17 protein-coding genes and 6 pseudogenes are annotated in these 24,645 nt (G+C 55.9%); 20 read left to right on the top strand and 3 right to left on the bottom strand.

Going from position 1 to position 24,645, the window contains the following annotated elements; translation table 11 throughout:
• Positions 1-5: 5 nt before the first annotated feature.
• The 4 genes and pseudogenes from BJ985_RS00125 (at position 6) to BJ985_RS00140 (ending at position 4,236) form a co-directional block, all read left to right on the top strand.
• Positions 6-869, top strand: a pseudogene (locus BJ985_RS00125) (aldo/keto reductase).
• A 290-nt stretch (positions 870-1,159) separates the two neighbouring features.
• A complete protein-coding gene (locus BJ985_RS00130) occupies positions 1,160-1,507 on the top strand; it encodes a DUF485 domain-containing protein (RefSeq protein WP_179386200.1) in 348 nt (115 codons plus the stop codon).
• Positions 1,507-3,150 carry a monocarboxylic acid transporter gene (locus tag BJ985_RS00135; protein ID WP_179386201.1) on the top strand — a complete coding sequence of 548 codons (1,644 nt, stop codon included), beginning with the start codon at positions 1,507-1,509 and terminating at the stop codon, positions 3,148-3,150. The genes BJ985_RS00130 and BJ985_RS00135 overlap by 1 nt, the downstream gene beginning before the upstream one ends.
• Before the next feature lie 27 nt (positions 3,151-3,177).
• A complete protein-coding gene (locus tag BJ985_RS00140; RefSeq protein WP_179386202.1) occupies positions 3,178-4,236 on the top strand; it encodes a hypothetical protein in 1,059 nt (352 codons plus the stop codon).
• 2 nt (positions 4,237-4,238) lie between these two features.
• Here BJ985_RS00140 and BJ985_RS00145 read toward each other — a convergent pair whose 3' ends face one another.
• Positions 4,239-5,231, bottom strand: a complete 993-nt coding sequence (locus tag BJ985_RS00145) for a DUF1906 domain-containing protein (RefSeq protein ID WP_179386203.1) — start codon at positions 5,229-5,231, stop codon at positions 4,239-4,241.
• 321 nt (positions 5,232-5,552) lie between these two features.
• Between BJ985_RS00145 and BJ985_RS00150 the strand changes: the two are divergent.
• The 8 genes and pseudogenes from BJ985_RS00150 to BJ985_RS00175 all read left to right on the top strand — a co-directional run bounded on the left by BJ985_RS00150 (position 5,553) and on the right by BJ985_RS00175 (position 12,539).
• Positions 5,553-5,931, top strand: a pseudogene (locus BJ985_RS00150) (transposase).
• Positions 5,912-6,160: an IS3 family transposase gene (locus BJ985_RS11840; RefSeq protein ID WP_373366761.1), complete on the top strand. Its 249-nt coding sequence runs from the start codon at positions 5,912-5,914 to the stop codon at positions 6,158-6,160. The pseudogene BJ985_RS00150 and the gene BJ985_RS11840 overlap by 20 nt, the downstream one beginning before the upstream one ends.
• 266 nt (positions 6,161-6,426) lie before the next feature.
• Positions 6,427-6,834: an integrase core domain-containing protein gene (locus tag BJ985_RS00155; RefSeq protein ID WP_179386205.1), complete on the top strand. Its 408-nt coding sequence runs from the start codon at positions 6,427-6,429 to the stop codon at positions 6,832-6,834.
• 22 nt (positions 6,835-6,856) lie between these two features.
• A pseudogene (locus BJ985_RS00160) lies at positions 6,857-7,081 on the top strand (DDE-type integrase/transposase/recombinase); the annotation flags it as partial.
• A gap of 186 nt (positions 7,082-7,267) precedes the next feature.
• Positions 7,268-9,052, top strand: coding sequence for a hypothetical protein (locus tag BJ985_RS00165; RefSeq protein ID WP_179386206.1), 1,785 nt, complete (start codon positions 7,268-7,270; stop codon positions 9,050-9,052).
• A 310-nt stretch (positions 9,053-9,362) separates the two neighbouring features.
• Positions 9,363-9,710, top strand: a pseudogene (locus tag BJ985_RS11890) (recombinase family protein); the annotation flags it as partial.
• Positions 9,696-9,863, top strand: a complete 168-nt coding sequence (locus BJ985_RS11895; RefSeq protein ID WP_444546587.1) for a helix-turn-helix domain-containing protein — start codon at positions 9,696-9,698, stop codon at positions 9,861-9,863. The pseudogene BJ985_RS11890 and the gene BJ985_RS11895, both read left to right, overlap by 15 nt.
• 633 nt (positions 9,864-10,496) lie before the next feature.
• On the top strand, positions 10,497-12,539 hold the full coding sequence (locus BJ985_RS00175; RefSeq protein WP_179386207.1) for an N-6 DNA methylase: 2,043 nt from the start codon (positions 10,497-10,499) through the stop codon (positions 12,537-12,539).
• On the opposite strand, the gene BJ985_RS00180 is transcribed toward BJ985_RS00175, so the two are convergent.
• Positions 12,526-13,718, bottom strand: a protein-coding gene (locus tag BJ985_RS00180) for an IS3 family transposase (RefSeq protein WP_100067808.1) whose coding sequence is annotated in 2 segments (ribosomal slippage) — positions 12,526-13,439 and positions 13,439-13,718 — 1,194 coding nt in all. Because the reading frame shifts where the segments join, the coding sequence is not laid out codon by codon here. The genes BJ985_RS00175 and BJ985_RS00180 overlap by 14 nt on opposite strands.
• Before the next feature lie 45 nt (positions 13,719-13,763).
• Here BJ985_RS00180 and BJ985_RS00185 point away from each other — a divergent pair.
• The 7 genes and pseudogenes from BJ985_RS00185 to BJ985_RS00215 all read left to right on the top strand — a co-directional run.
• Positions 13,764-15,149 carry a type ISP restriction/modification enzyme gene (locus tag BJ985_RS00185; protein WP_179386208.1) on the top strand — a complete coding sequence of 462 codons (1,386 nt, stop codon included), beginning with the start codon at positions 13,764-13,766 and terminating at the stop codon, positions 15,147-15,149.
• Positions 15,150-15,618: 469 nt separating this feature from the next.
• Positions 15,619-16,962, top strand: a complete 1,344-nt coding sequence (locus BJ985_RS00190; protein WP_179386209.1) for an IS256 family transposase — start codon at positions 15,619-15,621, stop codon at positions 16,960-16,962.
• 309 nt (positions 16,963-17,271) lie between these two features.
• Positions 17,272-18,501: an IS110 family RNA-guided transposase gene (locus BJ985_RS00195; RefSeq protein ID WP_005324630.1), complete on the top strand. Its 1,230-nt coding sequence runs from the start codon at positions 17,272-17,274 to the stop codon at positions 18,499-18,501.
• Positions 18,502-18,524: 23 nt separating this feature from the next.
• Positions 18,525-18,821 (top strand): annotated as a pseudogene (locus tag BJ985_RS00200) (integrase core domain-containing protein); the annotation flags it as partial.
• A 63-nt stretch (positions 18,822-18,884) separates the two neighbouring features.
• Positions 18,885-20,041 (top strand): IS3 family transposase gene (locus BJ985_RS00205; protein ID WP_179386210.1). Its coding sequence is split into 2 segments (ribosomal slippage): positions 18,885-19,146 and positions 19,146-20,041, totalling 1,158 coding nucleotides; the frame shifts between segments, so codons are not numbered across the junction.
• Between the two features lie 63 nt (positions 20,042-20,104).
• Positions 20,105-21,297, top strand: a protein-coding gene (locus BJ985_RS00210; protein WP_100067808.1) for an IS3 family transposase whose coding sequence is annotated in 2 segments (ribosomal slippage) — positions 20,105-20,384 and positions 20,384-21,297 — 1,194 coding nt in all. Because the reading frame shifts where the segments join, the coding sequence is not laid out codon by codon here.
• 159 nt (positions 21,298-21,456) lie between these two features.
• A pseudogene (locus BJ985_RS00215) lies at positions 21,457-21,696 on the top strand (IS481 family transposase); the annotation flags it as partial.
• A 129-nt stretch (positions 21,697-21,825) separates the two neighbouring features.
• On the opposite strand, the gene BJ985_RS00220 reads toward BJ985_RS00215, so the two are convergent.
• Positions 21,826-23,042 (bottom strand): IS3 family transposase gene (locus BJ985_RS00220; protein ID WP_096030703.1). Its coding sequence is split into 2 segments (ribosomal slippage): positions 21,826-22,781 and positions 22,781-23,042, totalling 1,218 coding nucleotides; the frame shifts between segments, so codons are not numbered across the junction.
• A 296-nt stretch (positions 23,043-23,338) separates the two neighbouring features.
• Here BJ985_RS00220 and BJ985_RS00225 point away from each other — a divergent pair.
• Positions 23,339-24,523, top strand: coding sequence for an IS481 family transposase (locus BJ985_RS00225; protein WP_179387548.1), 1,185 nt, complete (start codon positions 23,339-23,341; stop codon positions 24,521-24,523).
• Positions 24,524-24,645: the final 122 nt, after the last annotated feature.

The following is a 24,645-nucleotide window of genomic DNA, read 5'->3' on the forward strand; positions in this document are numbered from 1 at the left end:
GCACAATGGAGGGCATGACTGTGCCAACCGTAACTTTCAATGATGACCGCGAAATGCCCCAGCTGGGCTTGGGTACGTACAAGCTATATGACGAGGAATGCATCCGCGTCATCCGCGAGGCCATCGATTTGGGCTACCGCCACTTCGATACCGCCACGCTCTACAAGAATGAAGAGGCGGTAGGCACCGCCCTGAAGCAGGCAATGGATGCCGGCGACGTCACCCGCGATGAGCTCTTTATTACCTCCAAGGTGTGGCACTCCCACCAGGGTGCGCACAAGGTAGAAGAGGCATTCCAGCAGTCGCTAAAGGATCTGCAGCTGGACTACCTCGACCTGTATCTTATCCACTGGCCGTGGCCGCAGGGTGGCCTATACAACGAGACCTTTGAGGCTATCGCCCGCCTGCAGGGCATGGGTTAGATTGCGTCCATCGGCGTGGCTAATTTCTACGAGGACGTGCTCAAGGACCTAATTTCCACCACCGGCATTTCTCCGGTGCTCAACCAGGTGGAAATCCACCCGGGCTTTACCCAGTCCAGCCTGCGCGCCTTCCACCACGATAATGACATCGTCACCGAGGCATGGGCCCCGCTGGCGCGCGGCGTTGTGCTCAATAACCCTGTGATTGAGCAGGCTGCTGCTGACCATGAGGCCACCGAAGGCCAGGTCGTACTGGCTTACCTCATGTCCAAGGGTATATCCGTCATTCCGAAGTCCGCGCGCACCGAGCGACTGAAGGAAAACTTGGCCGCCACCGAGCTAGAGCTCACGGCGGAGGAGGTATCCGCCATCGACGCGCTTGAGGGCCAGGAGGGCTTTGGCCGCATGTTCAATGACCCGCGCGAATTCCCAGGCAACGAAGAGTAACGTCAATCGCAGATTAAGCCCCCTCACGGGGGCTTTTTCTTTTGCCAAGCGGCTGTTAACAATCTTTACAAGGGGTAAAAGATTCTTCCTTCGGGGGTAGTTTGCTAAAGATGTTATTCCAGTTCAGTGAAGCCTATGGGGTTAAAAGGGTGGGAGAGTGGAAGGTTTTCTTGGCAGAGTTTACAACCTTGCAGAAAATGTTCTGTAACTTACAGATCAACGTGGATAGTGAGCAGTGACACACTATCTCGTGTGACCTAAGTTCCTCTCACCCAAGGAGACGATGCTCTATGAGTGACGTAGCTGCAGCTCCTGTCTCGCGCCGCGAACCCACCGGTAGCGAGTTCATTGCGATGCGCGACTCCGCCCAATTCGGCGAGCTGCGCCGCACCTACCGGAGTTTTACCTTCCCTATGACCGTGGCCTTCTTTGTGTGGTACGTGGTCTACGTTCTTGCCGCCGTGTTTGCTCCTGATTTCATGGCAACCGAGCTCGGCGGCGGTTGGAACATCGGCCTCGTCTTCGGCCTTGCTCAGTTCCTTACCACCTTCATCATCACGTGGATTTACGTGAAGTACGCCAATAAGAATATCGAGCCGAAGTCGGCCGCCATCCGTGAAGAATTGGAGGGCAACTAATGACTACCACCACCCTTGCCGCCGAGACTTCCGCCGGCAACCCCATCCTGAATATTTCCATCTTCGGTCTCTTCCTCATCATCACCATGGCAGTGGTGCTGCGCGCCGGAAAGACCACGAAGAAGGCCTCGGACTTTTATACCGGCGGCGGCAGCTTCTCCGGACGCCAGAACGGTCTGGCCATCTCCGGTGACTACCTCTCCGCTGCATCGTTCCTGGGCATCGTCGGCGCTGTGGCGCTCAACGGCTACGACGGCTTCTTGTACTCGGTGGGCTTCTTCGTTGCCTGGCTGGTAGCACTCATGCTCGTTGCCGAGCCCATGCGTAACGTCGGCCGCTTTACCATGGCGGACGTCCTGTCCTTCCGCCTGAAGCAGAAGCCCGTGCGCGTGGCGGCGTCTATCGCCACCCTCTTCGTCACGCTTTTCTACCTCATCGCGCAGATGGCCGGCGCCGGCTCGCTGGTGGCCGTGCTGCTAGATATTCACGACTTCAAGTGGCAGGCCCTCGTCGTCGGCATCGTGGGCGTGCTCATGATTGTCTACGTCCTAGTCGGCGGCATGAAGGGCACCACCTACGTGCAGATGATCAAGGCCGTGCTCCTGGTAGCCGGCGTGGTCATCATGTGTTTCTTGGTCTTCATCGCCCTGCGCGGCGGCTTCAGCACCCTGTTTAATAACGCCATCGACATGCACGCCGCCTCCGAGCAGATTAAGGAGAAGGGCTACGAGGCTAAAGACATCATGGCCCCAGGCCTGAAGTACGGCGCCACCACCGCCACCAAGCTGGACTTTATCTCCTTGGGCATTTCCCTGGTGCTCGGCGTGGGTGGCCTGCCGCACGTGCTGATGCGCTTTTATACCGTGCCCACCGCCACCGAGGCGCGCCGCTCCGTTACCTGGGCCATCGTTATCATCGGTGCCTTCTACCTCATGACCCTGGTCCTGGGCTACGGTGCAGCTGCGCTGGTGGGTCCGGACCGTATCTTGGCCGCGCCGGGCGGAGCCAATGCTGCGGCACCGCTACTCGCATTGGAGATTGGCGGCTCTATCTTCATGGCGATTATTTCCGCCGTGGCCTTCGCTACCGTGCTCGCTGTGGTTGCCGGCCTGGCCATTACCGCCTCTGCGTCCATTGCGCACGATATCTACCACGCGGTTATCCGCAGCGGCGAGTCCACCGAGGCTGAGCAGGTCCGCGTCTCCCAGGCCACCGTGGTGATCCTTGGCATCGTCTCCATCATCTTGGGCATCCTGGCCATGACCCAGAACGTGGCCTTCTTGGTCTCCCTGGCGTTTGCGGTTGCGGCCTCCGCCAACCTGCCGACCATCCTGTACTCCCTGTACTGGCGTCGCTTCAATACCGCGGGCGCGGTGGCCTCCATGTACACCGGCGTGGTGTCCTGCCTGGTGCTCATCTTCTTCTCCCCGGCAGTCTCCGGTTCTGAGAGCTCCATGTTCCCGGGCGCGGACTGGGCCATCTTCCCGCTTTCCTCGCCGGGCTTGGTCTCCATTCCGCTGTCCTTCTTCGTTGGCTGGTTGGTGTCCATCATGACCAAGCCGGATAACTTTGAGGAGCTTTCCGCAGAGATGGAAGTTCGCTCCCTTACTGGCGTGGGCGTGGAGGCACCCGTGCAGCATTAATTGCTTGAAAAGTGCACAGACCCGGTAATGTGGTTGGACGTGCTTAGAACGTCTGTGACCCGCAAGGCGGCATCAGTTAAGGCTGGTGCCGCTTTAGCCGTATGCATGCTCGCCTTGACCACCACCGCGTGCAGCAATAGCGAGCGTGAAAGCGACGCGCTTGCCGACGCCCCCTCGGAAGCAACAGACACCAACCGCGATGTCCCACCGGAAACCAATGAGTTCCTGGAGGGCGATGAGGGTCATTCAATTACCTATATCCGCCTGCATGATGGCATGCACATGGGCTCTGCCTCGGAGCACGAGGCCCGCCCGGCGCTAAGCCTCATCAAGCTCTATATCGCCACCTACGTAATCGAAAAGGGCGAGTACGAGGACAAATATGAGGCGCTGGATATGATCGCTAGCTCCTCTGATAAGTCCGCCGAAGACCTCTTTGACAAGTACCCGGATTCCATCGACGCGATTGCCGATGAATTCCACCTCGAATCCACCAAGGCCGGTGAGCAGTGGGGCTACTCGCAAACCTCCACGTATGACGTAGCCAGCTTCATCTCGCAGCTCATTGACCGCGATGAAACCCATCCAGTGCTGGTAGCTATGGCGCATGCCGATCCCATCTCTGAGGATGGCTACCTTCAGAACTACGGCACAGCCAAGCTCTCTAACGTAGTAGGCAGCAAGTGGGGCTGGTCCAATGATAAGTCCATTAACTCTTCGGTTTCCTTTGGTGAGAACTTCGTCGCCGCAGCCTCTATCACCGGCTCATCCGATGACCTCACCGACTACGTCAAGGACGAGGTGACGGGGAAGAATCTGGGCAAGGCCACCGAGCGCTTCCTTAAGTACAAAGACGGCGAGGACGTTCCACCGATCGAGACCTCCACTTCAGAGACCCCCACCACGTCCTCCAACAAGAAGGACAAGGACGAGAAGTCCGGCAAGGGCAAGAAGGATAAGACTTCGTCGAAGGAGCCCACCAGTGAATCCACTACGTCCAAAAAGAAGGACAAAGGCAGCTCCGATAAGAAGTCCACAGATAAAAAGAAAAGCTCAGAGAAAACCTCCGAGCCTTCCAAGAAGTAGTACTACCGCGCCTTAGAGACCGTTTCTGCGACGATCTTCGCTAGCTGACGAATCTGATCGTTGCTCAACGTCTTGCCATTAAAGTTCACGCCATTGGCGGTGACCTGCGGAAGTTTCGGTAGCTCCGGGTGCTTGCTCTGTAGCTGTGAGCTCAGCTGATTGACTAGGTCGGACGAGCCATTGCTTGGGGCCTTGGTCTGCGGCTGCGGCTTTGGCTGTGGTTTCTTGGTGGTCGGCTTCTTTGCCGGTGCAGGTGCCGCGGACTTGCCAGGCGTCCACTGTCCCCAGTCCTCGGCATAGACCTCATTGACGTCAACGATGACGCCTCCAATGGTCTGCTGCTTGCCGTGCGGCAGCTGGTGAATAGTGGTGCGCGGGTGAATCTTGCCGTTGGAACCCCAGTCATGCATCCAGAAGTATTTGCCGATGCCATCCTGTATCGCCCACTCGATGGTGTTGTAGTTGCCGTAGATGCCCGTCTGGTAGCCGGCCAGCTCTAGCGTCTTGGAGAATGCCTGCAGGTATGGGCGAATTTGGCGGGTGTACTGCTCGCGGGTGGGGTTATCGTCGATCGCGATGTAGATCGGGCGTTTGGTAGGACCGCCTGCCTTCTTGTGTAGCGCAATCGCCTTCGGTGCGTGTACTGCCGCACCTGCTGCGCCCTGCTTCCAATCGGCAGTTTCCGCACGGCCGAATTGGTATACCGACGCAGTGGGCAGGCCTGCTGCTGCATTGGCCTTAGTCTCCTTGAGGGTTACCGGCTTGCCGGTCATCCAGGTCGCGCCGGGGCGCTTGTCGGAGACGTAGCGAATCGCACCCATATGGCCGGCATTCTTAATCGCCTGCGGGGAAGGTACGCCGGCGGAGAAATCAATGATGGTGCCGCGCACCGGTCCGAGCGCCGCCGCGCTCGGGACGGCAGCGCCGATAGCGCCTGCGGTCAGGACGAGAGCGCCGGCCTTAAATAGGCCGCGACGGGAGAAAGATGGTGACATGTTGAGCTCCTGCAGTAATCACATTTGTCACAGTAGTTAACAACTGCACCATAGCAGCGGGTCTGGGGTCATCCCCGGAGCGAAACCGCATGTCGCGCTTCTATTTCGGGAAACTATTTCGAGTCGTTCCTAAACGCCACTTGAGTGGGATTCTCAACCGTGCGTAATACCGTGCAGTCCTTCTCATGGGAAATGCGAATCAGGTTGTCCACGAGCTTGCGTGCCTGGTCGCCCTCGGGGGTATCCGGGAACGATAGATCGAAACCCACGCGAACCTCCGACAGGCGCGATGTGCCATCCTCGTTTACCCGGTCGCCTGAAGTGCCCCAGGTTTTGTTCCGTTTGAGTAGATGGGAAAATTTGGAACATGCCGAGAAAATTTGATCAGGATGCGAAGGACCGTGTGGTCCGCCTCGTGGAAGACCGCATCCTGGCGGAGAACATTTCCATGCAGGCAGCCTGCAAGATCGTGGCACCAAAGCTGGGTGTGTCGTGGCACACGGCGAGGCAATGGACGCAGGCCGCTCGTCGCGAAGGACGTGTTGTGGAATCAATGCCCGAGGACCTTGCTGCAGAAAACGCACGGTTGCGGCGCGAGAATCAAGAGTTGCGGGACACCAATGAGTTGTTGAAAGCCGCCTCAGCTTTTTCGCATCCGAACTCGACCCGAAACGTCGGAAATGATCCGATTCATCGATGAGCATCGGAATCGTTTCTCAGTCGAGTTCATCTGCCAGACGTTAAACACGCATCGCGAAGGCGGCTTCCTTACTTCGCGTGGGTACCGCCAATCCAAGGCCCGGGGCTTAAGCTCCCGTAGTCTTCGCGACGCTGTTTTCGTGGAGCATATTCGTGATGTGCATTCCGAAAACTACAGCGTCTACGGCGTGCGGAAGATATGGCGCGTGCTTCACCGCCCAGGGCAGTGACAGTGGACGCGAGTAAACAGCCTGTCTGATGCGCAGCGCTGGACTGTCCGGCAAGAACAAAGGTGGGGCACCAATCACAACGCATAAAACCCAAGGGCTCGGTTCTTTGCCCAGACTTGGTACATCGTGATTTTAGGGCTCCTAGCCCTCATCGGCTGTGGGTGGCAGGCATTGCTTATGTGCGCACCAAGAAAGGCTTTGTGTACACCGCGTTCGTGACCGATGTATTCTCCCGGAGGAATGTCGGGTAGGCGCTGTCGGATTCGATGCGCACCGAAGCCTTGCCGCTGCAGGCGTTGAACCAGGCGATCATGTGCGCCAAGGAAACAACGGGCTTGATTCACCATTCAGACCACGGCTTACAATATGTGAGCATCGTCTACAACGAGCGCCTGGCCGAGCACGGTATCGCAGCCTCCACTGGGACGGTGGGTGACTTCTATGACAATGCTTTGGCTGAGAACGTCAACGGCTCCTACAAGAATGAGCTGATTCATAGGCGAACGTGGGCCGATGTCGTCGACGTGGAAATCGCCACGTTCGAGTGGGTTAACTGGTGGAACGAATCACGGCTTCACCAGAGCTTGAACTACCGCACGCCGGCCGAAGTAGAAAACGATTTTTGGGAACACCACCCCAGTCGAGGAATAATGGAAATCAAGGCACAAGCCTAGGAACAAAACCCGGGGCACTTCACACCGGCAGGTGAAATGCCTCAACAACATCCTTGAAGGCGATCATGGTCGGCTGAAGCGGATCCTCGGGCCGAAAGGCGCGTTTAAGAACCGGACATCTGCATATCGGACGTTGAAAGGGATGGAGGCGATGCACTCCTTGCGGAAAGGGCAAGGCACGATGTTTGCCTACGGGCAACCGAACCCAGACGCGGTGATCGTCAGCCGGATATTCGAGATAGCTTAAGCACCCCGGAGCAGGGACAACTGATGTCTTGAGGTTGGGCTTTTCGACCCTGGCCCAACTTTGCAACAGCACCCAGACGCATAACGCTGGCCGCACGATAAAAATGGAGCCTTCTTGGCTCACACCCCAAGTTTGCAACACCACCCTGAAAACTAACTCGAAATCTTATCCAGAAAAGGACGTAGAATGAATATTGAGAAGGTAGCTGTCAACGAAATAAACCAACTACTCGAATCCTGTGACCATCTGGAACCGCTCATCGACGCCAACGACCGTACCCCTCTAACTGATGGTCATATTTCCCTCTACTCAAATGCGTCGGATAATCATTCGAAAGAGAACTTTCTGGGTCGAGTTGATGTACAGGTCAAAGGAAAAACTCTCAAGGATCCTTCGAGACTTCAGACCTATCCGGTAGATCGTTCCGATCTTGAGGGCTACGGCAAGATGACCGGCGTCCTCTTCTTTGTCGTCGCTATTCGAAGAAGCAATAAGAGGAAACAGGCTTACTATTCGATTCTCAGTCCCTTCACGATCGCCAACATCCTTGCGGAGATGAATCCTTCCCAAAAGAAGAAGTCTCTTCCTTTTAAGAGATTGCCCTCCACTCCCGAGAATATTGAGCGAATCGTGGACCTCGCCATCAAGAAAGGCCGCGAGGATCCACAACTGGGATTTGAGACTATCCCCCAGGAGAACGTGCGAGGGGTAACGCTCTATACCACCGACGAGCTTGATCTTTCAGCACCGGCGAGCCTCAAGCGGGGCGAACTGGATTTCCTCGTTGAGATAGAGGCCGAGGACGGCAGCCGCTTACCGATAGACGCCGACATCGAGCTCATCCCCCACACCTATCTGCCACAACAATGTGCGATGGACATCGAGAGTGGCGATTTCAAGATCAGCGAATATCAACGGCGTCGCACCGGCCCCCACACTGTGGAGAACAAACTTACGGACGGGATTGCGATCACGCTGGAACGTGAGGGGGATAAGTTCCGCTATTCGCTTACCTATACTGCCAACGATAACCTTGCCCAGCGTCTGTTTGACCTCGGCTTCCTCACCCACTGGCTGGACAGTCAAGAACTGAGGATCGAGGGTAAGGTTGTCCCTTTCCCTTTAGCCTGGCCCCAGGGTAGAGGGGAGCTAGACGCCGAACTGGGATTCTTCCGCAAGATTGAACAGTTGTTCACCACCTTGCGGGTCGACCCTCGACTGATATCTCTCGAGGACGTCACCGATAAACAGTGGTGGCAGCTTGAAATGCTCTACGCCAACATGGTCGAAGGGGAAGAGCTTACCCAGCAGTTCACCGAGGCTGGTCGAGTGCTTCAACCCGTGGGCCCCTGGTTTATTGAACTGATTGCGCAAACTGGGAAGACACCCAATCATTGGAAATATCACGGACTCACGGATCTAGATGCCGGCGTGTTTGCTTTACGTGAGCCCGAGGCGGAAGGCGGGCGGTTTCTCGCTGTCACGCCCTACGAGCTCATCGACCCCTCACGACTGCCCCTGACCTTGAACCTGCGGCCCGATACCATCGTGAAGCAATACGAACGAATCAAAGAGCACAAGAACACCTTCTCGATGGCCAACTGGTGCGTTCTCCGTCTCATCAAAGCTGCAGACCTCCAACCGAAGCGACGCACGGAGCTGTTGCTCATGGCGCAGTCACTCAATGACTGGCTCATCGGCAATGACGGGAATAAGCCGCACCACCTGGTGAATCAGTGGCAGATTACGGCCAGAGAAAAGGACTTGTCGGTGGATGACCTTAAGTCCATCCGGCAGCTTCGGCGCCAAATCCAGCGGAATGAGCCTGACCTGTTAGTAGAGCTAGGCTGTTCCATCCTTTTGGGGGACAGGCCTGAAGTCGAAGATCTCTACGAGGAGTTGGAGGATGAGCAACGGTCCCAGCTGCAGGAATGGCCAATCTGGACTCTCTGGAATAGTGTTTCCCCTTAGGGAAACCACCATTTTCCCAATTGCATTTCCTTCGAAGATGGTCATTCGGCGTTGCAGAAACCGCCACCCGAAGGCAAGCGGTCATTGGCAGGACCTGCCACCCCTACCTGTCGATTTGAGGTACACCCTAAGTGAACAGTTCGGGAATTGCATCCATCGCGTTTAACCTACTGTTCGCTAGGATGGGTTCATGAGTAATGAAACGGAACCGTCACTACCTCTAGACATTCCCGAACAGTCAGAGGTGATTAAGGGTCAAAAAATTGGTTACGCGCGTGTTAGTTCCAAAGACTAGAATCTTGACCGGCAAACCGCAGCATTAAAGAAGGAAAAAGTCTTCCGCATCTTCACTGACACGGTTAGTGGTTCGTCCACCCAGCGCCCCGGCTTAGATGGGGCGCTTAATTATCTGCACGCCGGCGATCAACTCATTGTAGTCAGCATGGACATGCTTGCCCGCTCCCTTATCGACCTCCACCGCCTAGTCGATGAACTCACCGAACGCGGAGTATCCGTCAAGTTCCTCAAAGAGGGGCAGGTGTATTCGCAGGATTCCATTCCGATTACCAAACTGATGCTCGGCCTACTCGGGTCAGTGGCGGAGTTTGAACGCGCGATTTTTCGCGAGCGCCAGGCAGAAGGGATTGCCAAGGCGAAAGCCCACGGTGTCTATAAGGGGCGTGCGAACGTCCTCAGCGAGGAACAAATAATGCAGGCGCGTACCGGGGTGAACGAGGGGATTCCGAAGGCAGAGGTTGCCCGCCGACTCGGGATAGGGCGCACCACACTGTATAAGTACCTCAACCAGTAAGGCCTGACGCACCACGCAATACCTATTGCTATAGGTATTGCTATGCCGGTTGCTATTTGTAGCGTTATGAGCATTATTGTCGCTGGCAGTGCACACTTATGCCCGGCGGTTACGCCGGTAGGAACAAGGGGCGTCGAGGACAGTTGCTAGTGTTTGAGATGGTCCACAAACACCCTGTGCTTTAGGTGTGGGGTGCACGTAGCGTCCTCGTCGGTGCATGATTGGTCCGCGCGTGTACGTAGGCTGTTTCCGTGCGTCTTGTTAGGCGAGAGAACGATCCTACGACGCTAGGGAAGTAGACGCTTCAATGACTTGGTTCGTGGTATGTTCCAAGCCTCGATTACTAGGGGCTTGAACGCGGAAATGGACGCCCACCTGGGCTATGGCCCTGGCGGCCGGGACGCTAAAGTGGCTGTTGGTACCAATAATCACCGCAACGTCACGCGAATCCCTCGACGAGGGCGACTTCGACACCCAGTACGGCTGCCCCCTCAACGAAGTCGAGAACACCATCACCAACTGGGCAAACTCCTAGCCCATCCCGCCACCGCCATTTGGTGGGGCTGTCGGGTTGTTGCTGCACACACGCTTCGTAAGCTAGAGGGCAACAACCCACTATCCCAGGAGGCTCCAATGACTTCCGCAGCGTTTACCGCCGCCAGCACCACCCTCGCCACCCAGCTCGCCACCATCGACCGCGAACTTGAAAGCGACCGCCGCACGAGCCCCGAAGACCAGCTGAAAGTCCCCGTCTCCACATTCCTGACCACCATCGGCGACCAGCGTCCCGCACAGGTCAACGTGTTCACAGAACACCGCCAGTTAACCGGCGACAACGTCCAGGGCGTGCGCCTCGACATGGCCATAAAAGACGGCTTCGGCCGCCTGGTCGGCCACATCGAGCTGAAAGCCCCCGGAAAATCCGCCAACCCCCACCGCCAGGCAGGCTGGTCAAAACACGACAAAGCCCAGTGGAAACGACTAGAAAACCACGCCAACCTCGTCTACACCAACGGCTGGGAATGGACCCTGCTCCGCCACGGCATGGACCGGCCGGTAGCCCACGTCCTGCTCAGTCCCAACACCGACGGCACCCTGCCGGAGGGGCAGGTGGAGCAACTGTCCAACCTGCTCGACCAGTTTCTTTCCTGGAAACCCACCACCCCCTCCAACCCACGCGGCTTGGCCGAACAGCTCGCCCCACTGGCACGCCTGCTGCGCGACTCGGTTAAAGAAATCGTCACCGACAAAACCCCAGACGCGCTCGACAGCCTCTATGAGCACTGGCAAAAAGACCTCATGCCGCGCGCAACACCCGCCCAGTTCGCCGACAGTTTTGCCCAAACATTCACCTACGCCCTCCTTTTGGCGCGCGTCGAATCCGACCTGCCCTCCAGCCAGTTCACCGCCAACGCCATCACCCCAGCATTGCGCCGCAACGGTCACCGACTAATCGGCTCCGTGCTGGAGTTGATGGGACAAGACCAAAACCGCTCCCTGGTCGACGGGCCAGTCTCCCTGCTGGAGGCAACCATCGGATCTGTGGACGTGGACAAATTCACCGCCAACGCCGACCCGTGGCTGTACTTCTACGAAGACTTCCTCGCGGCCTACGACCCGAAAATGCGCGCCGAGGCGGGCGTGTACTACACCCCTGTCGAAATCGTCGAAGCCCAAGTACGACTGCTGGACACGGTGCTGAAAACCCGCTTCGGCCGCCCCGACGGGCTGGGGGATGACAACACGAAACTGCTGGACAATGCCTGCGGAACAGCCACATATCCATTGGCGGTTGCCCGTCACGTCATCGACAATTCCGCCGCGCCGCAAGACGAGGCCCGAAGCCTTGCCAAACGCCTCCACGCGTTCGAAATTCTGATGGGGCCATACTCGGTGGCCCACATGCGCCTCACCCAACTGCTGGAATCCACCGGCATCCAACTCGGCAAAGACGGCGTGCAAGTGTTTCTCACCAACTCGCTTACCGATCCGGGGGAAGTGTCCGCCGACCACCAGCAAATCTCACTGTGGGAGGTCATGGAGGACATCAACGAGGAAAACCGTCGTGCGGGACTCGTTAAAGACGACCACACTGATATAAGGATAATTTTAGGAAATCCGCCGTACCACCGTCTCTCACGTGCGGAAGCGCTGGGTTCTGCGTCTGGTACATATCAGAATGTTGTTTTGGAAGAGGCGCGCGGCAACCGCCCCCTCCTCGACGATTTCATCGAACCGCTCAAAGCCCACGGACTTGGCGGCCAAGCCAAAAACCTCTACAACTCCTACATCTTTTTCATGCGCTGGGCCATCTGGAAAGCCTGCGAACAGCACAAAAACGAAACCGGCGTAGTCAGCTACATTACCGCCTCGTCCTACCTGCGCGGCCCCGGCTTCGCGGGCGTGCGCGAATACATGCGCCGCGTCTTCGACGAAGTCTGGATCATCGACCTGGGCGGCGAGGGCCGCGGTGCCCGCACTGAGGAAAACGTTTTTAGCATCGGAACCCCCGTAGCCATCTTCCTGGGCATACAACACCCCAATACCTCAACCGGCACACCCAAACGCCACGCCGACCGCATCAAACAGAAAGCCGCCGTCTACTACCAGCGCATTTCGGGAACGGGCCTGACCCCCGGAAAGTGGACACGTCGGGGGTTAGCTATGCTGCTCTAGTCAGTGTAGCTGAATTCTCGGCTTCAAAGACGTCAGGAGCTGAAAGATTGCACCAGGAGTGCCGTCGGCGTGTGTTGTAGCGCATGCACCACCGGAAGACTTCTTGGCGGCAGGAGATCGGATTGTCAAAGACTTTCCTGTCACGCAAGATTTCCCGCTTGAGCGTGGCGTTAAACGATTCTGCTAGGGCGTTATCAGCACTCGTTCCTACCGCTCCCATAGACTGGCGCACACCCAACGACGAGCAATAGTTCCTAAAGGCTTGTGAGGTGTACACGCTGCCGTGATCAGAATGGAAAATTGCCCCTTTAAGGCTTCCGCGGACTTTCCTGGCATGGGACAAAGCTTCGATAACCAGTGATACCCGCATGTGATCGGCGAGTGCATGTCCGACAAGTTTGCGCGAGTAGACGTCGATGACCGTGGCCAGGTACATGTTCTTGCCGCCCTTACACGGCAGGTACGTAATGTCGCCTACATAGACGTGGTTTGGCCTGTCAGCTGTGAATCTGCGGCCTACTAGATCTGGCATGACGCGGTGACCAGGCTTACGCCTGGTAGTGACGCATCGGCGGCGTTTGGTAAAGCCTTTAAGTCCCATGGATTTCATGATTCGTGCGACTTTCTTGTGATTTATCGGGCCAAAGCTCGTATCGGCTTTAAGGCTTGCAGCGATGCGTTTAGCACCATAAAGCCCGTATTCATCATCGAAGATGGTCTTGATTCTTGCACCAATAAGAGCATCCGAACACGTCTTTAACCTGCGTTCTTCGCGGGTTTGCACCCATTTGTAGAACGAGGAGCGATTGAGCTTTAACACCTGGCACATCCGCTTAACCGAGAATTCGGTTCGGTGGTCATAGACAAACTGGAAGCGGATCACCAGTGAGTCTCTTCGGCAAAATATTTCGCGGCCTTGCGCAGGATGTCACGTTCTTCGCGCAGCTTTGCGTTCTCTTTTTCTAACTGGCGGATCCGTTCGGAATCATTCGCTGCTTGGACCTTGTCGCGCATGCTTTTTGTGCGGGCACGTTTGCCGGTGCCGTACTTCTTGATCCAAGAATGCAGCGAGGCACGGTTGATACCGAGCTCTGCTGATGCTGAGTTCAGTGAGAGGTCCTCATTGTTTTCGTAGAGGGCCACGGCATCGCGTTTGAACTGTTCGGAGTACCTGGACATGGTGGTAGATTACCTTTCTTCCAGCCCGACTGGGCTGGATATCAGGTGTCCACCAAACAGGGGTCAGGTCCAACCCGGACAGAAAAACTGTCCGCACTCCAATTCGTCGACACCCCAGAAAACGACGATAAGTGGCTACAACTGCCCAACGAAGACTGGGGAGACAAATTCGTTCCCTCCAGCGCAGCGGCCCTATCGGACGGCGTACCCCTCGACAACGTTTTCCCGTGGTACTACTCAGGGTCTAAAGCTGGTCGAACGTGGGTTATTGCACCCACAGAAGCAGCACTGAAATCTAGGCTGCAAACCTTACAATCAGTCGCTGACTCTGCCGAGGGAAAGACCTTGTTCGACGAGTCGCCCTCCGGCCGGAAGTACGATTCCTCCAGCTCCTCGAACCTAATTCCAGCGTCCGCGGATCGGAGCGCAGCAATCAGCACGGATGCGGATTTGGACAAAGCTGCGACACAACGCTACGGATACAGATCTTTCGACAGACAGATGGCCATTGCCGACCATCGGTTGGTAGATCGCCCTGGAGCATCGTGGCAAATAGTTAGCAACAACCAGATATTTTTAACCTCGCTATCCACCACAGCTCTAGGCAACGGCCCTGCCGTCACCGTGAGTCCATATGTTCCCGACCTTCATTTTTTCCGTGGCTCTTTCGGTGCGAAAGACATTCGTCCCCTCTACCGCACCGACAGCACCTCCCAGCCGAACATTTCCGCCAGCCTGCTCCAGGCGCTGGAGAACGCTTACGGGCAGCCGGTGGATGCTTTCGACGTGGCCGCCTACGTGGTGGGCCTGCTGGGCACCTCTGCCTACACCGCACGTTTTGAGGAGGAACTTTCCGAAGCCCCGGCACACGTCATTTTCACCGCCGACAAGACCCTGTTTGACCAGGTGGCCGAGTTCGGCCGTACCATCATTTTTGAGCAAAGCTGGGGCGAGCGCGGCGCGAAACTCAACCAGTTCGGCCAGCCGGTCGGCCAGCGGTTCCGTGGCAAAGCCAGCCTGGGTGTGGCCACACCGGCCGATGATTACCCCGAGTCGTGGTCGTATGACGAAGACACCCACCAGCTCACCGTCGGCGGGGGTCGCTTCGACCATGTTTCCCCCGAGGTTGCCCACTTTGAGGTTTCCGGCATGAACGTGCTGCGCTCCTGGCTGGGCTACCGCATGAAAAACCCTGCGGGGAAATCGTCGTCGCCGCTCGACCAGATGCAGGCGGCAACATGGCAGCACGACGGGGAACTGCTGGAGCTTCTGTGGCAGCTGGAGTTTATGGTGGCGGCGGAGCCGCGCGGTGCGGAACTGCTTGACCGTGTGATTACAGGCGAAAAAATCACCCCCGCGGAGTTGGGGGTTCCGACGGCGGCGGAGATGAAAGCCCCGCCGAAGAAACAGCAGGGAACCATGTTTGAGTAAAGCTGCAAACAGCTCGGGCGGTCGGGCTAAAATCCCCACGGTGTGCAGGGGTACACGATGGTGTGTAGTCCGTCGAAAGTGCCCCATGGGCCATACCCACGTGTGCGGGGGTAAGCATTCATTATCCACTAGAATCCGCCCTCTGACGCTTCCCATTGCTCGAGAAAACGGTGAAGGATAACCGAGAAGCTCTCGAGATTAGAGCCGAGAGCTTAAACTAAATCCCTGTTGATGCTGGTCAACGGGGAATTTTTGTGAAAGAATTTGTGCCCCAGAGTGTGTCTGGTTCCATGACATCGTTCCGCATGTCTTATGAGATCGTTCCGGTTTGTCCTGCGGGAATGTCTCGTTACATCGATCCGGCAGCACGATTTTGGGCGGGAGTGCCCCGCGGGGGTGAACCGGCATGTCTGAGAGTGTCTGATGGTTTGTGTGTGGGTTTCCAACCTGCATAAGGAGATAAGCCAGAATGACTACTGTGACAAGACGAGATCCGGCCGATAAGGCCAAGATTGACGCGATTGAAAAGAAGCTGCTTGCTAACCCCGAAATCGCGAAACTGATTGATGACCTAGGCACATCGACAACGGATGCCAACGACCTAGTTCGGGGCATGCTGCAAGCCTCAATCACCAGAGGTTTGAATGCTGAAATGGATGCCCACCTTGGCTACGAGTCCGGCGACAGGAGCGGCAAAGCTGCAGCTGGGACAGACAATCACCGCAACGGGTCGTACACAAAGACCGTGGATTCGAACTACGGGCCGGTAACCGTTGATGTCCCTAGGGATCGGGCGGGAACATTCTTGCCGACTATGGTCCCTAAAGGCTCGAGGCGATTGACTGACGTTGATGACATGATTGTCAGCTTGTACGCCGGTGGAATGACCATTAGGGATATCCAGCACCACATGGCAACTGCGATGCGGGTTGATATCTCTCATGAGACGATTTCTGCGGTTACTGACGCCGTCTTGGATGAGGTCATGGTCTGGCAAAACCGCCAGCTAGACGAGTTCTACCCGGTCATTTTCCTGGACGCACTACGCATTAAAGTCCGCGATGGAGGCCGAGTTGTCAACAAGTCCGCGTACATGGCAATCGGCGTGGACCTCGACGGGATCAAGCACATTTTGGGATTGTGGATTGCCAAGGAAGAAGGTGCCTCCTTTTGGGCGCAAGTGTGCGCCAACCTTTCCAATCGTGGCGTCAAAGACGTCTTTATCGTCTGCTGTGACGGGCTGAAAGGCCTACCAGAAGCAGTAGAGGCAACCTGGCCGAACTCTATGGTGCAAACCTGTATCGTGCACCTGATACGTGCCGCGAACCGGTGGGTGGCCTACGGTGATCGCCGGGCTGTATCCGCCGCGTTGAAGAAGGTCTACACCGCCGCAGACGAGTCCACAGCCAAGGCAGCTTTAGCCGAATTCGAGGCTTCCGAGTTGGGTGAGAAGTATCCACGCTCAGTCAAGGTCTGGCAGGACGCATGGGGGCGGTTTGTCCCGTTTCTGCAGTTCCCGCCAGCAGCGAGAAAGGTCATCTATACGACGAACTCCATTGAATCGTTTAATAATGAGCTGCGTAAAGCTACCCGCAACAGGGTGCAGTTCACCAATGATGAATCCGCGCTGAAGACGCTGTGGTTGATGATCTGCAACATTGAAGATAAACGAGCGGCAAAGAGGGCAAAGGAGGGCAAACGGGTCTCCGCGACAGCCGGCAGACTCATGGAAGGAGCCCGAGTTTCCGGTTGGAAACAAGCCATCAACCAAATGGCCGTGGCCTACCCCGACCGCTTCGACAAATACCTATAAACCCAGCCCCACACACAAACAACTTGACGCTGATAATGGGAATACAGGATCGGAACCACGTGGAATGACCCACTTCTTGACTGGCCATGATCTCCTCATGTGCCTTCAGCGTGATCTGTCTTCCATGTTAGTTCCGACCCTGTACCGCAATCTGGTGAATCCGCCCATGACCTTATAGGAGCGTGACGTCTCCACCGTGACCACCCCGGCAGGTGTCTAGTGTAGTCGTCCCATCAGCGTCTTGTCTGCCCGGAAACCCCGGATCGCGGGTCACCCGCACGTTTGCTCACAGACAGGACCTGATCCCCAATGTCTACCACTTTCGACTGCCCCACCGGCCCCGTTGCCGGAATCGACACCCACACCGATACCCACACTGTTGCCGTTATTTCGGACACCGGCCGGCACATCGCCACCGACACCTTCCCCGCCACCAACCCTGGCTACGTGGCGATTTCAGAGTTCATGGCAACCTACGGTGTCACCACCGTCGGTGTGGAAGGAACCAGCTCCTATGGAGCAGGCCTGACACGCCACCTTCGCACCCAGAAATACTCAGTCGTAGAAGTCTTACGCCCTACCCGGGCCGTTCGACGCCGGGACGGCAAATCAGACCCCGTTGATGCTGTCGCTGCCGCCCGCCAGGTGCTCACCGGGGAAGCCTTAAGCATCCCGAAAGACACTTCCGGGCCAGTGGAATCCCTCCGTGGGTTGCAGATCACCCGCCGTCAGCTCGTGATGACAGCAGCGAAACTGATGACAACGATCAAATCGTTGCTGGTCACAGCACCCGATGAGATTCGACGCCGCTATAGTGCGATGTCCACATTGGTCATGGTGGAGGCCTTGTCCCGGTGCCGACCATCAGCTGACCTGGCCGACCCCAGAAATGGGGTGCTCCTCGCGTTGAAGACATTAGCCACCACCTATCGTGATTTACAGAAACAGGGTACGCAGCTGGAAAAACACATCAGTATCCTGGTTGAGATGATCAATCCGCATGTGACCTCGATATTTGGGTGTGGTTCCGTGGTGGCTGCTGATCTGATTGTCAGTGTGGGGGATAATCCAGGCCGGATTCACTCCGAGGCAGCATTAGCTCATCTGTGCGGGGCCGCACCGATTCCGGCTAGTTCTGGACGGACTCATCGGCACCGTCTCAACCGGGGTGGTGATCGTCGGGCGAATTCTGCGTTGCATCGGATCGCGTTGGTGCGGATGCATCATGACCAACGCACCAGGGACTACGTAGCCAAACGCACCAAGGAAGGATTGTCGAAAAAGGAGATCTTACGGTGTCTGAAACGCGCCATTGTCAGGGAGGTCTACCGGGTGTTGTGCTTGGGTCAGGCCGTTCTTCCAACGGGCCAGGTAGAGGTTGATGAACTCAAAGCTCGACGGATCGAGAGGCAGTTATCGCAAGCCCAGGTTGCTGAAAAACTCGGGTGTGCCCCGGCGAGAATCAGTGATATCGAAACCGGCAAGCGCCCTTTGCCGGAGTTGAGGTTGGCTTATGAAGAACTTCTCAAATCAGCTTGACACAACATAGGAGCATCACGCTCGGGCGAAATGCTTTTGAAAAAGTCTTGAGTACGTACAAAATTCAGCAGAAAAACGGCCGCCCAGGCCACCCACAAACGCAAGGAAAAATTGAGAGATTCCACCAAACACTCAAAAAATGGATCACCGCCAGACCACCCGCGAAAACTATAGGTGAGCTGCAAGAACAACTAGATGAATTTCGCGACTACTACAACATTCACCGCCCTCACCGAGCGCTTGGCAGACGCAGCCCGCACCACAGCTACACGACAGGACCCAAAGCCAGCCCAAGTGATAATCCAAAGCAAGAATGGCGCACCTGAGGTTACCCTCGTTTAGTGGACACCCTATTTGTGCGGATCTTGTGTCCGTAGGAGAGGATGTTCATTGTGAGTCAACAGCGCAAGAAGTACACGCCGGAGTACCGGCGTGAAGCCGCGAACCTTGTAATCGAGTCAGAGCGCCCGATCGCTCATGTGGCTAAGGAGATTGGCGTCTCCGCCGGGCTTTTAGGCCGGTGGGTCAAACTCGAGCGTGAACGCCGAGGGGCCTCGGATGGGATGAGTGAGGCTGATCTTCGTGCTGAGAATGCTCGTCTGCGCCGTGAGTTGGCGGAAGCCAAGATGGATAATGAGTTCTTGTCAAAAGCGACAGCCTTCTTCGCCGCGAAGCAACGCGAGCAGAAAAGTTCGAATTGATGCAGCAGGAGAAGGCAAACTACAGCATCAAACGCATGGCACGGCTATTAAAAGTGTCTCGGTCTGGATACTACAAATGGGCTGATACGCAGCAGAAGCGACTATCTGGCGAAAATGATCGTGCTGCATTTTACGATGGCGTTGACCGAAAGATTCATCAGATTTGGAAAGACTCCGATGAGGTTTATGGTGCTCCGCGGATCACCGCAGAACTTACCGAGCGCTACCAGATCACCCTGAATCGCAAGACTGTGGCTAAGCGGATGCGCATGATGGGCATTGAAGGGATTTCACCGCGTGCCTTTGTCCCGGTGACAACGATTCAATCCAAGCGTAAGTCAGCTCTTCCTGACCTGGTCAAGCGCATGTTTGATACTGGTGAGCTCAACCGAGTGTGGATGTCGGATATTACCTACCTACGCACCAGCGAGGGATGGTTGTACTTGTGTGCGGTCCGCGACGGCCATTCCCGCAGGGTGCTGGGATGGGCAATGGATAGCGTTCAAGATACATGCCTGGTCGAACGGGCCCTGCGGATGGCACATACACTGCGCGGTGACGTTCCTAATGGGCTGGTGTTCCACGCTGACCGCGGAACGCAATTTACCAGCGAGAAGCTCTGGGAAGTCTGCCATAACCTGGGCATTGCTCAGTCTGTGGGGCGTACTGGTGTGTGCTTTGATAACGCGATGGCTGAGTCGTTCTGGTCGACGCTTAAAACCGAGTTCTACGACCGTAAGCGTTGGCCTACCCGCGATGCTGCGCGCAAGGCCGTTGCCTACTGGATGGAAGTCGTTTACAACCGTCGGCGCCGGCACTCTGCACTAGGGAGGACCTGACCCCTGTTTGGTGGACACCTGATATCCAGCCCAGTCGGGCTGGAAGAAAGGTAATCTACCACCATGTCCAGGTACTCCGAACAGTTCAAACGCGATGCCGTGGCCCTCTACGAAAACAATGAGGACCTCTCACTGAACTCAGCATCAGCAGAGCTCGGTATCAACCGTGCCTCGCTGCATTCTTGGATCAAGAAGTACGGCACCGGCAAACGTGCCCGCACAAAAAGCATGCGCGACAAGGTCCAAGCAGCGAATGATTCCGAACGGATCCGCCAGTTAGAAAAAGAGAACGCAAAGCTGCGCGAAGAACGTGACATCCTGCGCAAGGCCGCGAAATATTTTGCCGAAGAGACTCACTGGTGATCCGCTTCCAGTTTGTCTATGACCACCGAACCGAATTCTCGGTTAAGCGGATGTGCCAGGTGTTAAAGCTCAATCGCTCCTCGTTCTACAAATGGGTGCAAACCCGCGAAGAACGCAGGTTAAAGACGTGTTCGGATGCTCTTATTGGTGCAAGAATCAAGACCATCTTCGATGATGAATACGGGCTTTATGGTGCTAAACGCATCGCTGCAAGCCTTAAAGCCGATACGAGCTTTGGCCCGATAAATCACAAGAAAGTCGCACGAATCATGAAATCCATGGGACTTAAAGGCTTTACCAAACGCCGCCGATGCGTCACTACCAGGCGTAAGCCTGGTCACCGCGTCATGCCAGATCTAGTAGGCCGCAGATTCACAGCTGACAGGCCAAACCACGTCTATGTAGGCGACATTACGTACCTGCCGTGTAAGGGCGGCAAGAACATGTACCTGGCCACGGTCATCGACGTCTACTCGCGCAAACTTGTCGGACATGCACTCGCCGATCACATGCGGGTATCACTGGTTATCGAAGCTTTGTCCCATGCCAGGAAAGTCCGCGGAAGCCTTAAAGGGGCAATTTTCCATTCTGATCACGGCAGCGTGTACACCTCACAAGCCTTTAGGAACTATTGCTCGTCGTTGGGTGTGCGCCAGTCTATGGGAGCGGTAGGAACGAGTGCTGATAACGCCCTAGCAGAATCGTTTAACGCCACGCTCAAGCGGGAAATCTTGCGTGACAGGAAAGTCTTTGACAATCCGATCTCCTGCCGCCAAGAAGTCTTCCGGTGGTGCATGCGCTACAACACACGCCGACGGCACTCCTGGTGCAATCTTTCAGCTCCTGACGTCTTTGAAGCCGAGAATTCAGCTACACTGACTAGAGCAGCATAGCTAACCCCCGACGTGTCCACTTTCCGGGGGTCAGGCCCGGATGGTCAGCCCCGTCGACTTCGAAAACCACATTGGTCTAACCACCAGTAGAAAAGAAATAGCTGCCTAAGCACTAGGTAGCCCCACTACGTGTCCACGATTTGCGGGCAACCCCACACCAGAAACGACATTGTCTGGGACAACGGCAAAGTCACCGTGCGCTACGCTGGCAAGCTTTTCCACCTAGGCATTGGCAGAGCCTTTAAACGACAAAAAGTCCTCATGGTCATCGCCGACAATCACGTCATCACGTCACTAGCCGAAACCGGCGAAGTAATCACCGAGCACTACATCGACACAGCCCGCGACTATCAAAGGCCCTACTGGAAACAAGGAGACCCACCCCAAGCCACAAAATAAAAGAAACCGGCACCCCAGAACAAAAAGCAACTGGAATGCCGGTTTGTCAACGATGTCGCGACTCATCTGTCAAACATGTCGCGTGGGGTTGACCGCAATTCGTGGACACGTAGTGGGGCTACCTAGTGTTTAGGCAGCTATTTCTTTTCTACTGGTGGTTAGACCAATGTGGTTTTCGAAGTCGACGGGACTGACCATTCCTAGTGCAGAGTGCCGGCGCCGACGGTTGTAAACGACTTCCATCCAGTAGGCAACGGCCTTGCGCGCAGCATCGCGGGTAGGCCAACGCTTACGGTCGTAGAACTCGGTTTTAAGCGTCGACCAGAACGACTCAGCCATCGCGTTATCAAAGCACACACCAGTACGCCCCACAGACTGAGCAATGCCCAGGTTATGGCAGACTTCCCAGAGCTTCTCGCTGGTAAATTGCGTTCCGCGGTCAGCGTGGAACACCAGCCCATCAGGAACGTCACCGCGCAGTGTATATGCCATCCGCAGGGCCCGTTCGACCAGGCATGTATCTTGAACGCTATCCATCGCCCAGCCCAGCACCCTGCGGGAATGGCCGTCGCGGACCGCACACAAGTACAACCATCCCTCGCTGGTGCGTAGGTAGGTAATATCCGACATCCACACTCGGTTGAGATCACCAGTATCAAACACGCGCTTGACCAGGTCAGGAAGACTCGACTGACGCTTAGCTTGAATCGTTGTCACCGGGACAAAGGCACGCGGTGAAATCCCTTCAATTCCCATCAGGCGCATCCGCTTAGCCACAGTCTTGCGATTCAGGGTGATCCGGTAACGCTCGGTAAGTTCTGCGGTGATCCGGGGAGCACCATAAACCTCATCGGAGTCTTTCCAGATCTGATGAATCTTGCGGTCAACGTCATCGTAAAATGTTGCACGATTATCTTTTCCGGATAGTCGTTTCTGCTGCGTATCAGCCCATTTGTAGTATCCAGACCGAGACACTTTTAATAGCCGTGCCATGCGTTTGATGCTGTAGTTTGCCTTCTCCTGCTGCATCAATTCGAACTTTTCTGCTCGCGTTGCTTCGCGGCGAAGAAGGCTGTCGCTTTTGACAAAAACTCATTATCCATCTTGGCTTCCGCCAACTCACGGCGCAGACGAGCATTCTCAGCACGAAGATCCGCCTCACTCATCCCATCCGAGGCCCCTCGGCGTTCACGCTCGAGTTTGACCCACCGGCCTAAAAGCCCGGCGGAGACGCCAATCTCCTTAGCCACATGAGCGATCGGGCGCTCTGACTCGATTACCAAGTTCGCGGCTTCACGCCGGTACTCCGGCGTGTACTTCTTGCGCTGTTGACTCACAATGAACATCCTCTCCTACGGACACAGGATCCGTACAAATAGGGTGTCCACTAAACGAGGGTAACCTCACGCGACTCATGACATTTGTGCCCCAGAGTGTGTCTGGTTCCATGACATCGTTCCGCATGTCTTATGAGATCGTTCCGGTTTGTCCTGCGGGAATGTCTCGTTACATCGATCCGGCAGCACGATTTTGGGCGGGAGTGCCCCGCGGGGGTGAACCGGCATGTCTCGAGACATAGTTCCGCCATGCTGAATAAGTGGAGAACAACTCGAAACCCGCCCCTAAAATCATCATTGAAACAATGCTTGCTACCGGCATGACTCAAGCTGAAACAGCCGAACACTTCAACATCAGCACCAGATGGATCCGAACCCTTCAGCGCCGCTATCACAACGGCGGAATAGAGGCCTTAGAACCCCGGTCCAAGCGCCCACACACCAATCCCCGAGCCCTAGCCCCCACGGTGGTTGACCGAATTCTAAAGCTACGACAAGAACTCATAGAGCAAGGCACAAACGCAGGAGCACATACTATTGCGTGGCACTTGCAACGCGACGGCATCAATCCTGCCCCTGCACCATCAACCATTCACCGAGTACTGGCCAACAACGGACACATCACCCCACAACCGCAAAAGCGTCCCCGCAGCTCATGGAGACGGTTTCAAGCAGACCAGCCCAACGAAACCTGGCAAATGGACTACAGCGACTGGACAATAACTGGCCATAGAAAAGTCGCTATCTTAACCATCCTCGATGACCACTCAAGGTTCATCATTTCCTGCCACGCCTACACACACGCCACAGTAGAAAATGTCTTAGAAAGCTTCATCCACGCAGGAAAACGTCACGGATATCCACAATCAACCCTCACCGACAACGGTAGAGCCTTCACCACCAACTGTGACCGCACTAAACCCACCCGCAACGGCTTCGAACAACTCCTAGTAGACCTAGCAATTATCCAAAAGAACGGAAAGCCATACCATCCCCAAACCCAGGGAAAAGTAGAGCGCTTCCATCACACACTTAAAGTAGCCCTTGCAAACAAAGCCACAGCTAAAAGCATCGAAGAACTCAATGAACAGTTAACCGAAATCATCGAATACTACAACTACAAACGCCCACACAGAGCGCTACACCGCTACACCCCAGCCGAAGCCTACAACGCACTGCCTAAAGCTAGACCCGCATCCATCAAACACACACATGAATTTCGCTTACGCACAGACAAAGTAGGCAAAAACGGCAAAACTACACTGCGGTGGCGCGGAAAACTACGCCGCCTATACATCGGGCGCCGATGGACAGGAAAACCCATCACCATGACATGCAAAGATGAACACGTCACCATCAAAATAGCTGCAACCGGGGAACAAATAGCCGCCTACACGATGGAAGCCGACAAGGTCTACTACAACCAAAAAGACAACGAAATCACCGCCACCCGGGGCACAACAAAAACGAAAAATCTCGAGACACCATAGGAACGATGTCTCGAGACTTCACATTGTGCCCCAGAGTGTGTCTGGTTCGGAGACATCGTTCCGCATGTCTTATGAGATAGTTCCGGTCTAACCAGCACTAATGTCTCATTACATCGATCCGG

Origin of the sequence: Corynebacterium tuberculostearicum (assembly GCF_013408445.1) — a bacterium.
In the GTDB taxonomy this organism is placed as follows: domain Bacteria; phylum Actinomycetota; class Actinomycetes; order Mycobacteriales; family Mycobacteriaceae; genus Corynebacterium; species Corynebacterium tuberculostearicum.